General features: G+C 68.4%; 9 protein-coding genes. 3 read left to right on the top strand and 6 right to left on the bottom strand.

The genetic code is table 11. The features are described from left to right. From AC1DXV_RS24535 to AC1DXV_RS24525, 3 genes are all read left to right on the top strand, one after another. A partial coding sequence (locus AC1DXV_RS24535) for a DUF3426 domain-containing protein (protein WP_477936001.1) occupies positions 1 to 532 on the top strand: 532 nt, incomplete at its 5' end. A 48-nt stretch (positions 533 to 580) separates the two neighbouring features. Next, positions 581 to 1,486 (top strand): carbohydrate kinase family protein, encoded by a 906-nt coding sequence (locus AC1DXV_RS24530; protein ID WP_477935999.1) that lies wholly within the window; start codon positions 581 to 583, stop codon positions 1,484 to 1,486. A 189-nt stretch (positions 1,487 to 1,675) separates the two neighbouring features. Beyond that, on the top strand, positions 1,676 to 1,972 hold the full coding sequence (locus tag AC1DXV_RS24525; RefSeq protein ID WP_477935997.1) for a prefoldin domain-containing protein: 297 nt from the start codon (positions 1,676 to 1,678) through the stop codon (positions 1,970 to 1,972). 54 nt (positions 1,973 to 2,026) lie between these two features. On the opposite strand, the gene AC1DXV_RS24520 is transcribed toward AC1DXV_RS24525, so the two are convergent. From AC1DXV_RS24520 to AC1DXV_RS24495, 6 genes are all read right to left on the bottom strand, one after another. Next, positions 2,027 to 2,434, bottom strand: a complete 408-nt coding sequence (locus AC1DXV_RS24520; RefSeq protein WP_477935995.1) for a histone H1-like DNA-binding protein — start codon at positions 2,432 to 2,434, stop codon at positions 2,027 to 2,029. A gap of 228 nt (positions 2,435 to 2,662) precedes the next feature. Beyond that, positions 2,663 to 3,865, bottom strand: coding sequence for a ribonucleotide-diphosphate reductase subunit beta (locus AC1DXV_RS24515; RefSeq protein ID WP_477935993.1), 1,203 nt, complete (start codon positions 3,863 to 3,865; stop codon positions 2,663 to 2,665). Between the two features lie 154 nt (positions 3,866 to 4,019). Further along, positions 4,020 to 6,968, bottom strand: a complete 2,949-nt coding sequence (locus AC1DXV_RS24510; protein WP_477869623.1) for a ribonucleoside-diphosphate reductase subunit alpha — start codon at positions 6,966 to 6,968, stop codon at positions 4,020 to 4,022. Between the two features lie 577 nt (positions 6,969 to 7,545). Continuing rightward, positions 7,546 to 8,178: a 1,6-anhydro-N-acetylmuramyl-L-alanine amidase AmpD gene (gene ampD, locus AC1DXV_RS24505; protein ID WP_477869621.1), complete on the bottom strand. Its 633-nt coding sequence runs from the start codon at positions 8,176 to 8,178 to the stop codon at positions 7,546 to 7,548. Beyond that, on the bottom strand, positions 8,153 to 9,775 hold the full coding sequence (locus tag AC1DXV_RS24500; protein ID WP_477935991.1) for a sigma-54-dependent transcriptional regulator: 1,623 nt from the start codon (positions 9,773 to 9,775) through the stop codon (positions 8,153 to 8,155). The genes ampD and AC1DXV_RS24500 overlap by 26 nt, the downstream gene beginning before the upstream one ends. Continuing rightward, the gene (locus AC1DXV_RS24495; protein WP_477935989.1) at positions 9,772 to 11,685 is read right to left on the bottom strand and encodes a sensor histidine kinase; all 1,914 of its coding nucleotides are present in this window, start codon (positions 11,683 to 11,685) and stop codon (positions 9,772 to 9,774) included. Before AC1DXV_RS24495 ends, AC1DXV_RS24500 begins: the two co-directional genes overlap by 4 nt. Between the last annotated feature and the right edge of the window lie 119 nt (positions 11,686 to 11,804).

Genomic DNA, 11,804 nt, shown 5'->3' with positions numbered 1-11,804 from the left:
GTCGGCGCCCCGCCCTGCCGCGCCCGGCTTCGTGCGCGAGGCCCGCCAGCGCGAGCGCTGGCGCAGCCCGTGGGTGCGGGGCCTGCTGTCGCTGTGCACACTCGGGCTGGTCGCCGCCCTGGTCGGCCAGGCGGCGCTGCACTTCCGCGACACGATCGCCGCGCAGTGGCCCGACACGAAACCGTGGCTCGCGATGGCCTGCAGGCAATGGCATTGCGAGATCGGTGCGCCGCGCCGCATCGACGACCTGGTCGTCGAGAGCAGCGCGCTCGCGCCGGCCAATGGCGGCGCGGCCTACAAGCTGTCGGTCGTGCTGCGCAACCGCAGCACGTTGGCACTCGCGATGCCGTCGATCGACCTGAGCCTGAGCGACCCGAGCGGCCAGCTGGTCGCGCGGCGTGCGCTCGCGCCGTCGGACTTCCGCGTCGCGACGCCGGTGGTCGCGGCGGGCGCCGAGAGCAGCCTGCAGGTGCTGCTCTCCACCGACGGACGCCGCGTCAGCGGCTACACCGTCGAGATCTTCTATCCCTGATTCACCGACCCTGGACGCGAACGCCGCGTTCCTTTCCCGGAGCTTCCCATGTCAGCCCTCATCTGCGGATCCCTCGCCTTCGACACCATCACGATGTTCCCCGGCCGCTTCGCGCAGCAGATCCTGCCGGAGCAGGTGCACATCCTGAACGTGTCGTTCCTGGTGCCGACGCTGCGCCGCGAGTTCGGCGGCTGCGCCGGCAACATCGCCTACACGCTCGCCAAGCTGGGCGGCGAGCCGCTGGTGATGGCCACCGTGGGCGCCGACGACGTGGAGTACCGCGCGCGCATCGCGTCGTGGGGCGCCAGCACCGAGTTCGTGCGCAACGTGCCGGACAGCTACACCGCGCAGGCGATCATCATCACCGACACCGACAACAACCAGATCACCGCCTTCCACCCCGGTGCGATGCAGGCGGCGCACACGACGACGGTGCCGACCGACCGCGGCGTGCGCATCGCGATCGTCGCGCCCGACGGCCGCGACGCGATGCTGCAGCATGCGCAGCAGCTGGCCGATGCGCAGATCCCGTTCATCTTCGATCCGGGCCAGGGCCTGCCGATGTTCGACGGCGCCGAGCTGAACCGCTTCATCGCGCAGGCGAGCTGGGTGACGGTCAACGACTACGAGGCGCGCATGCTGTCGGAGCGCACCGGGTTGAGCATCGAGGCGATGTCGCGCTCGCACCTGTTGGGCGTCGTCGTGACGCTCGGCGCCGAGGGCTGCGAGCTGTGGGAGCAAGGCGTGCGCACGCTGGTGCCGGGCGTGCCGGCGACCGAGGTGCTCGACCCGACCGGCTGCGGCGACGCCTTCCGCGCCGCGCTGCTGTACGGCCTCGAACGCGGCTGGACACTCGCGCGCTGCGTCGCACTCGGCAACCGGATCGGCGCGCTGAAGATCGCCAGCCGCGGCGGCCAGAACCATGTGATCGATCGCACGGCACTCGGGGTGTGAGCGGAAGGTTCCCGAGAGCGAGGGGGTGACCCATCGGCATTTCCGGGATATCTTCACGCCCTGCGTCAGACAAATGTTGATACTGTCGTCGGGGTAGATCGGTTCGTCAGAAGGAGCCGGCAAAGGGAATACGCGATGCAGGCTTTCCAGTCACTCGTCCTGGCTTTCACGACACTCGCGCTCTGCGCAGTGACGTGGGGCGCATGCCATTGGTGGTACGGCCGCCGCCTGAAGGCCTTGCAGCAGAAGGTCGACAAGATGGAGAAGGCGCGGCACGTCGCCGGCCTGCACGCGCAGCAGGCGCGCAAGCAGATCGAGCAGCTGCACAAGCAGATGGCGGTGCTGCAGCAAAAGCGCAGCGACCTGCAGGCGGTGATGCAATCCCAGCTCGACGTCGACCTGCCGATGGCAGGTGGCCGCACGGCCTTCGGCGACGGCGCCCCCGCGCTGCCGCCCAACGGCTTCGCCGACACGCAACCGATGTAGCCAGCCAGAAAAAAACCCGGCCGAAGCCGGGTTTTGTCTGAACGCCTTCCGGCCTCAGGGCTTGTTGCCCGTCGGGAAAGGCCACGCAGCCGCAGGGCTGAGCGCGGTCTTGGCAGCCGGAGCGGCCGCAGGCTTGGCAGCAGCAGGCGCAGCAGGCGCCGCGGGTGCCGCCTTCTTTGCAGCCGGCTTCTTGGCCGCCTTCTTGGCCGCAGGCTTCGCAGCGGGCTTCGCAGCCTTCTTCGCAGGGGCCTTCTTCGCAGCMGCCTTCTTGGCAGGMGCCTTCTTSGCMGCRRCCTTCTTCGCCGGCGCCTTCTTGGCGGCGACCTTCTTCGCTGCGACCTTCTTSGCCGGAGCCTTCTTCGCTGCCGCCTTCTTGGCCGGAGCCTTCTTCGCCGCGACCTTCTTCGCCGGSGCCTTCTTCGCTGCCGCCTTCTTGGCCGGAGCCTTCTTTGCAGTTGCCATTACATTTCTCCTTGATCAAGTTGAAAGAGCACTGCCCTGCGCCGGCGCCATGCCGATGCGAGGCAGTTATTCACTGTCCGAAGTCGCCCAGGAGGGACGCCCCGGTACGGTGAATGGGGTTGCAGGCCGTTGGCCACCGCGTGCTTGACGGTGATCTCTTGACGGCTTGCGAATCTTGATCTCGTCCATGACCTGTTGCTGATCTCTTGTGATGCAGTCAGCGAAGCGTCAGTCCCACGAGAGGGCGCCACCGGATTGGTACTCGATGACACGCGTCTCGAAGAAGTTGCGCTCCTTTTTCAGGTCGATCATTTCGCTCATCCACGGGAACGGGTTTTCCTCGTTCGGGAAGAGCTCTTCCAAACCAATCTGCGTTGCACGCCGGTTGGCGATGTAGCGCAGGTAACCCTTGAACATCGATGCATTGAGGCCCAGCACGCCGCGCGGCATGGTGTCCTCGGCGTAGCGGTACTCGAGCTCGACGGCCGTCATGAACAAGGCCTTGATCTCGGCCTTGAACTCCGCCGTCCAGAGGTGCGGATTCTCGAGCTTGATCTGGTTGATCAGGTCGATGCCGAAGTTGCAGTGCATCGACTCGTCGCGCAGGATGTATTGGTACTGCTCGGCAGCGCCGGTCATCTTGTTCTGGCGACCGAGCGCCAGGATCTGCGTGAAGCCGACGTAGAAGAACATGCCTTCCATCAGGCAGGCGAACACGATCAGCGACTTCAGCAGCGTCTGGTCGTTCTCGGGCGTTCCGGTGTTGAAGTTCGGATCCATGATCGCGTTGATGAACGGGATCAGGAATTCGTCCTTGTCGCGGATCGACTTCACCTCGTTGTAGGCGTTGAAGATCTCGCTCTCGTCCAGCCCGAGCGACTCGACGATGTACTGATAGGCGTGCGTGTGGATCGCTTCCTCGAAGGCCTGGCGCAGCAGGAACTGGCGGCATTCGGGCGCCGTGATGTGGCGGTAGGTGCCCAGCACGATGTTGTTGGCGGCCAGCGAATCGGCGGTGACGAAGAAGCCGAGGTTGCGCTTGATGATGCGGCGCTCGTCTTCGCTCAGGCCGTTCGGATCCTTCCAGGTCGCGATGTCGCGCGACATGTTCACTTCCTGCGGCATCCAGTGGTTCGCGCAGGTCGCGAGGTACTTCTCCCACGCCCACTTGTACTTGAACGGCACCAGCTGGTTGACGTCGGTGCGGCCGTTGATGATGCGCTTGTCGGCGGCCTTCACGCGTCGCGCGGCGGCAGGCGCCGGCGTGTCGGAAGTGTTCGAGGAGGTGGTGATCAAGGGTGAGGCAGGTGCTGCGATCGCAGCATCGAAGTCCGGAGACGGAGCGACCGCACGCGCTTGAGAGGGCAGGCTCTGCGCGGGACTCGCTTTGTGAGAGATCGAGGGTTTAAGGTCTTCTTCCCAAACCAACATGGTGGACTTCCTTGACGCGTTGAATTATGAGAGTGTTGTGTTGAAACACCAAGCACTTATTGACATCGCGAGCACTTCGCTGTTGCTGTGTCGCATCGAAAAACGCGCGTGCTTTTGCGAAGACTCGCGATGAGCACGCGCGTTGCTCAGCGCATCACTGGCAAGCCTCGCACGTCGGGTCGTCGATCGCGCAGAACTTGATGTCGGTCGCAGGCTCTTGCGATGCGGAGATCACCGGCGCAGCGGCCGTCATCACCGGCGCCGCGACCACCGCAGCGACCGGCGCCGCCATCATCGACGACGAGCCATCGCCGCTCGACACCGAGTTCATCTGCCCTGCCTTCACGGTCGACTTCTCGGCATGCGTCGCGCCGACGGTGCGCAGGTAGTAGGTGGTCTTCAGGCCGCGCGTCCATGCGAGCTTGTAGGTCTCGTCGAGCTTCTTGCCCGAGGCGCCGGCCATGTAGATGTTCAGCGACTGCGCCTGGTCGATCCACTTCTGGCGGCGCGCGGCGGCCTCGACCAGCCACTGCGTCTCGACCTCGAAGGCCGTCGCGTACAGCGCCTTCAGGTCGGCCGGCACGCGGTCGATGCGGCGCAGCGAACCGTCGAAGTGCTTCAGGTCCATCACCATCACGTCGTCCCACAGGCCGAGCTTCTTCAGGTCGCGCACCAGGTACTCGTTGACGATGGTGAACTCGCCCGACAGGTTGGACTTCACCGACAGGTTGCCGAACGACGGCTCGATCGACGCGCTGACGCCGATGATGTTCGAGATGGTCGCGGTCGGCGCGATCGCCACGCAGTTGGAGTTGCGCATGCCGTGCTCGGCGATGCGGCTGCGCAGCGCCGCCCAGTCCAGCGTCGTGCTGCGGTCGACATCGACATAGCCGCCGCGGGCCTCGGCCAGCAGGTCGAGCGAGTCGATCGGCAGGATGCCCTTGTCCCACAGCGAGCCGCGGTAGCTGGAGTAGCGGCCGCGCTCGGCCGCCAGTTCGGTCGACGCCCAGTAGGCGTAGTAGCAGACGGCTTCCATCGAGCGGTCGGCGAACGACACCGCGTCGTCCGAGGCGTACGGCGTGCGCAGTTCGTACAGCGCGTCCTGGAAGCCCATGATCCCCAGGCCCACCGGGCGGTGGCGCAGGTTGGAGTCACGCGCCTTCTTGACGGCGTAGTAGTTGATGTCGATCACGTTGTCGAGCATGCGCATCGCGGTGGCGACGGTCTTCTTCAGCTTCGCGTGGTCGATCTGCACCGCGCCGTCGACCTGCTTCAGGTGGTGCACCAGGTTCACCGAACCCAGGTTGCACACGGCGATCTCGGTCTCGCTGGTGTTCAGCGTGATCTCGGTGCACAGGTTGCTCGAGTGCACGACGCCGACGTGCTGCTGCGGCGAGCGCACGTTGCAGGCGTCCTTGAAGGTGATCCACGGGTGGCCGGTCTCGAACAGCATCGAGAGCATGCGGCGCCACAGGTCCTTGGCGGGGATCTTCTTGAACAGCTTGATCTCGCCGCGCGCGGCCTTGTCCTCGTAGCGCGTGTAGGCCTCCTCGAAGGCCTTGCCGAACTTGTCGTGCAGGTCGGGGCAGTTGGACGGCGAGAACAGCGTCCAGTCGGCGCCTTCCATCACGCGGCGCATGAACAGGTCCGGAATCCAGTTCGCGGTGTTCATGTCGTGGGTGCGGCGGCGGTCGTCGCCGGTGTTCTTGCGCAGCTCCAGGAACTCCTCGATGTCGAGGTGCCAGGTTTCCAGGTAGGCGCAGACGGCACCCTTGCGCTTGCCGCCCTGGTTCACCGCGACGGCGGTGTCGTTGACGACCTTCAGGAACGGCACGACGCCCTGGCTCTTGCCGTTGGTGCCCTTGATGTGCGAGCCGAGCGCGCGCACGTTGGTCCAGTCGTTGCCGAGGCCGCCGGCGAACTTCGACAGCAGCGCGTTCTCCTTCAGCGCCTCGTAGATGCCTTCCAGGTCGTCGGCGACGGTCGTCAGGTAGCAGCTCGACAGCTGCGAGCGCTGCGTGCCGGCGTTGAACAGCGTCGGCGTGGAGCTCATGAAGTCGAAGCTGGACAGCACTTCGTAGAACTCGATCGCGCGCGCTTCGCGGTCGATCTCGTTGAGCGCCAGGCCCATCGCGACGCGCATGTAGAAGGCCTGCGGCATCTCGATGCGCACTTCGTTGATGTGCAGGAAGTAGCGGTCGTACAGCGTCTGCAGGCCGAGGTAGTCGAACTGCAGGTCGCGCTCGGCCTTCAGCGCCGCGCCCAGGCGGACCAGGTCGTACTGCAGCAGCTTCTCGTCGAGCCGCTCGGCCTGCACGCCCTTCTTGATGAAGCCGGGGAAGTAGTCGGCGTAGCGCGCCGGCATCTCGCCTTGCAGCACCTCTTCGCCGAGGATCTCCTTGCGGATCGTGTGCAGCAGCAGCCGCGCGGTGGCGCGGGTGTAGCCGGGGTCCTTCTCGATCAGCGTGCGCGCGGCCAGGATCGCGGCCTTGTGCACTTCATCGATCGGCACGCCGTCGTACAGGTTGCGGCGCGTCTCGGCCAGGATCGGGTCGGGCTTGACGTCGGCGCCCAGGTCGGCACAGGCCGATTCGATCAGCACCTGCAGGCGGGCGAAGTCGAGCGGCACGCGCTGGCCGCGGTCGATCACCGTCAGCGCCGGCTCGGCCGCGGCAGCGGCCACGTGGCCCTGCTTCGAACGCTCCTGCGAACGGCGCTCGCGGTACAGCACGTAGGCGCGCGCCACTTCGTGGTGGCCGCCGCGCATCAGGCCGAGCTCGACGTGGTCCTGCACGTCCTCGATGTGGAAGGTGCCGCCGCCCGGGCGCGAGCGCAGCAGCGCGCGCACGACCGATTCGGTCAGCCCGTCGACCGTCTCGCGCACGCTGGCCGAAGCCGCGCCCTGCGTGCCGTGCACGGCGAGGAAGGCCTTCATCAGGGCGACGGCGATCTTGTTGGGTTCGAAGGACACCACCGCGCCGTTGCGGCGGATGATCTGGTAGCCCTGGTAGGCCGACGCGGAGGCCGCGGGGCCGGTGCCGCTGCGCGGCGTGCTGCTGGTGGAGGAGGCGGCGTTGGGAGTGACGTTGCTGACTGCTTGCATGGATACCCCTTCTTGTGGTCTGTCGACGCGATATGGATTCAATGACCAGGGCTCACGCCGGACCCACCCCACAGCGCCAAGGCTGCGGCGCGCCGCCGGCGCTGAGCCGCCGAAGACGCATGAGAAGGACCGGTGAAGAACGATGGACGAGCGCGATGGGTGAGGCTGTGGAACGGCTTGCCAACACGCGGGACCCGGGTGCCGCCCTGTCGCTGCTGCTCGTCATGACGTGTCGTCGCACGTCATTGACCCCTGCAGAGAAGGCGGGCGCGGGCCTGAAGATGTTGGGACAAGAGAATACCACGAGGGACACTATATCTGGGGGCTCCCCACCCTTCAAGCACTAGCTATAGCGTCCCGACAAACAAGGGGGATGAAGCGTCGGTTCACCTCGACGCGCCGTTTTCGAGGCCTCGCGCAGCCTCGGCGCCCACCAGCGCTGAACCTGCCGCGGAGCATCCGCGCGCAGCCTCGCGCTCCCGCCGATTTGCGCCGCGGACGCCGATGGAAACTGGCTTGCCGCGATGCGAACGCAGGCCCTCTCGTGCGTCACTCAGTGCGGCACTCAGTGCCGCACTCAGCGCGGCGCGCGCAAGCCTTCGGGAAAATACCGACCATGCCAGCGCAGGCCCTCGGTGACGCGCGGCCAGTCGAAGCCCGGGCCGGGATCGATCTTGCGGCCGGGTGCGACATGCTCGTGCCCGGCCACGCCCTGCAGCGGGTAGCGCCGCGCGAGCGCGCGCAGCAAGGGCAGCAGCCGCGCGTACTGCGCCGCCTCGAAGCGCTCGCCCTCCAGCCCTTCCAGCTCGACGCCGACCGAGAAGTCGTTGCAGTTCTCGCGCCCGCGCCAGGCCGAGCGGCCGGCGTGCCATGCGCGCTCGTTGCACGAGACGAACTGCAGCAGCTCGCCGTCGCGCCGCACGACGAAGTGCGACGACACCTGCAGCCCGCGGATCTGCTGGAAGTAGGGGTGCGCGTCCCAGTCGAGCCGGTTCGTGAACAGCCGCTCGATCGCATCGCCGCCGTACTCGCCTGGCGGCAGGCTGATGGAATGGATGAGGGCCAGCTCGACCGCGCAGCCGGCCGGCCGCGCGCCGAAGTTCGGCGACGCGCAGCGGCGGGCCTGTTCGCACCAGCCGTCCGCGCCGATCTGCAGCACGGCGCGCGCCGGCTCGCGAACCGGTTCAGCCGGGTTCGCCGCGCTCGACATCGACCGGGTCGTCGGTGCCGCCGACGTTGACGCCCAGGCGGGCCATCCGGTAGCGCATCTGGCGCAACGACAGCCCGAGGCTCGCGCCGGCGGYCGTGCGGTTGTAGCGGTAGCGCTCGAGTGCACGTTCGAGCACGTCGCGCTCGATGTCGTCGAGGTAGGCCGCGAGGTCGCTCGGCAGCGGCGCCYGCACCGGCACGACCGGTGCGCGCACCGCCTCTGCCGTCGCGGCCGCAGCGGCCGGCTTGGCCGACACCACCGGCGAGGCTTCGAACTCCGAGGCCTCGCTGTCGCTGAACACCAGCTCGGAGACGCCCAGGTCGGCGACGTCGATCACGTCGCCCACCGTCAGCGCGACCGCGCGGTGCAGCAGGTTCTCGAGTTCGCGCACGTTGCCGGGGAAGCTGTAGCGGCTGAGCTGCACCATCGCGTCGCGCGTGAGCCGCGGCGCGGGCGACACGCCGGCATCGCGCGCGATGCGGTCGAGCACGCGCTCGCAGATCGACGGCAGGTCCTCGAGCCGCTCGCGCAGCGGCGGCACGCGGATCTGGATCACGTTGAGGCGGTAGTACAAGTCCTGGCGGAACTTGCCGGCCTGCACTTCGGCGCCGAGGTCCTTGTGGGTCGCGCTCAGCAGCCGCACGTTGACGGCCTGCTCGACGACCGCGCCGACCGGGCGCACCGAGCGCTCCTGGATGGCGCGCAGCAGCTTGCTCTGCATCGCGAGCGGCAGGTCGCCGATCTCGTCGAGGAACAGCGTGCCGCCGTTCGCGGCCTGGAAGAAGCCCTCGCGGTCTTCGTTGGCGCCGGTGAACGCGCCCTTGCGGTAGCCGAAGAACTCGGCCTCGAGCAGCTGCTCGGGAATGGCGCTGCAGTTGACCGGCACGAAGGGCTGCCCGGTGCGCGGGCTGATCTCGTGGATGGCGCGCGCCACCAGCTCCTTGCCGGTGCCCGACTCGCCGTTCACCAGCACCGGCGCCATGCTGCGTGCCACCTTGTCGATCAGCTGGCGCACCTGCTGCATCGCCTGCGACTGGCCGGCCATGCGCGCGAGCGCCTGGCTGACCGGGCCGGCGTGGGCCGGCGGCGCCACCGCTGCGGGCAGCGATGCGACCGGGCGGGCCGCCGCCGCGCTGTTGCCATTGCCGCTGCCGGGCGAGGCGGGGGGCGCGCCGTTCTCGGACGGCAGGCTGGACGGCACCATCGTCGGCACCGTCGCCGCGCTGCGCCCGAGCGCCGAGGCGACGACCGCGCGGAACTGCTTCAGGTCGACCGGCTTGGTCAGGTAGTCGTAGGCGCCGGCCTTCAGCGCCTCGACCGCGTTCTCGGCCGAGCCGTACGCGGTGATCACGATCGCCTTCTCGCGCCGGTTGCCCTCTTCGAGGCGGCGCAGCAGGTCGAGCCCGGTGCCGTCGGGCAGCCGCATGTCGGTGATGACCGCGCTGTACGTGCGGTCCTTCAGGTGCAGCAGCGCGTCGTCGACGGTGGCCGCCGTCTCGACGTCATAGCCCTCGCGCAACAGCGTCAGCTCGTACAACGTGCGCAGGTCCGGTTCGTCGTCGACGACCAGCAGGCTGAAGTGGGAAGGCGAACTCATGATGTGAGGTGCAGTCGGGTCTCGGGCGCTTCGGTGCCCGCCAGGGGTTTGCGCCGCATCGCGACAAAGAATTCGTTGCGGTTCGGCTCGCTGGCGGCGCGCAGCCGGTAATCGATGCGCGCGCCGTAGCGCTCGCACAGTTCCCGGCAAATATACAAGCCCAGGCCGGTGCCGCGGCTGCGGGTCGAGAAGAAAGGCTCGAACAGGTAGCGCTCGACCTCGGGCGGGATCGGCTCGCCGTTGCTGGTGACGCTCAGCACCACGTGCACGTCGTCGCGTGCCGACAGCGTCAGGCGCACGCCGCCGGGCATCGGCTGCGCATGGCGCTTCGCGTTGTCGAGCAGGTTGACCATCACGCGGCGCAGGTGCTCGGGGTCGAACACGACGCCCAGCGCCTCGTCGGGCAGCTTGACGCGCAGCAGGCTGTCGCCGCCGATCGGCATGCCGGCGGCACGCGCCCATTCGCTGCAGATGGCGGCGACCAGCGCGGTCGCGTCGATCGGGCCACCGTCGTGCACCTCGCTGGGCGTGACTTCCATCACGTCGTCGACGATGCGCTTCAGCCGGCCGACGTTCTCGGTGACCATCTGCGTCAGCTGGCGCTGGACGGCGGTGGTCGCGTCTTCGGAGAGCAGCGCGTTGGCCTGCGAGATCGCGGCCAGCGGGTTGCGGATCTCGTGCGCGATGCCGGCCGACACCCGGCCCATCGCGGCCAGCTTTTCCTGGCGGGTGCGCGCCTGCATGCTGCGCACGTCCTCGATGAACAGCACGCAGAGCGCTTCGCTCGGGTCGGGCGCCTGGCGCCGGGTGAAGCGCACCCGCACCCGCAGCGTGCGCGGCGGGCTCGATTCGAAATCGAGCACCACGTCGCGCCCGCCCTCGGGCCAGGTCGATTCGGCGAACGCGCGCTCGACCGCCTTCACGAGCTCGCCCCAGGCCTCGACGCCCTGCAGCTGGAACGGCGCCTCGCGCGAGACGCCGCTCGGCRCCAGCAGCGCGCGCGCCGCCGGGTTGGCGGTGCGCACGCGGCCGCGCTGGTCGACCACCAGCACGCCCTCCTGCATCTCCTCGATCACCAGCCGGTTCAGCTGCGCCTGCTGGCGCGCCAGCTCCAGGCTGCCGCGCGCGGTGAGCTCTTCGCGCGCCAGGCGCCCGGCCAGCTCGCCGGCCAGCAGCGTGATGACGAAGAAGCCGCTGCCGGCCAGGCCGGCCTGCGTCATCAGCGCGGTGACGTCGGTCCCGCCGGCCATCACCGACAGCCAGGCGACCCCGAGCAACGCGAGCGTGACCACCGAGGCGGTTGCGAGCGCCATCAGCCGCGGCGTCAGAACGCCGGCCATCAGCACCGGCAGCACCAGCAGCGCGACGTAGTTCAGGCCGGYCGCCGGCGACATCCAGTGCAAGGCACCGAAGCAGACGATGTCGACGCCGATCGTCGAGATCCACTGCGGGCTGCGCAGCCGCGCGAGCTGGCGCGGCGCGGCGGTGCGGCGGTAGCGCGGCAGCATCCACATCGACAGCGCGAGCGCCGCATAGGCCAGGCTCACCGCCACCACCGGCCACGGCGGCTTGACGCCGAAGATCGCCGCGACCACCTGGGTCGCGACCAGCGCGACGCCGAGTGCCGCGCGCGCGCTGATGAAGGCGCCGTAGATGCGCTGGAAGGCCGTCTGGCCCGAGCCGATCAGGCGCCGCGCCTGGCGCGTCAGGAAGTTGCTGTCGGCCTGGGCCGCCTGCGCCGCCTGCCAGTTGCCGTCGTAGCGCGACTCGTCCTCGATCCAGCTGTCGCGCGATTGGGTGTCCTCGCCGAGGGCGCCGAACCAGGACTCCTGGCTGGGCCGCGTCGTCGCGCGCACGTTCGAGCGGCGGTCGTTGCGGCGGCGCTCGGGCTTGGGCGGCGCGCTGCTCATCGCGAAGCGTGCTCGCGTTCGAACGCACTGCGATGGGCTTCGCCGCAGAACACCCCGCCGCGGCCCGGCAGCGCATCGGCCTTCGGCAGGTGCAGCCCGCACTGCGCGCAGGCCACGAT

The sequence above is a fragment of the Rhizobacter sp. P3_C12 genome, assembly GCF_056402735.1.
The sequence above is the reverse complement of the archived record's forward strand: the minus strand, read 5'-3'. Positions and strand labels throughout refer to the sequence as shown.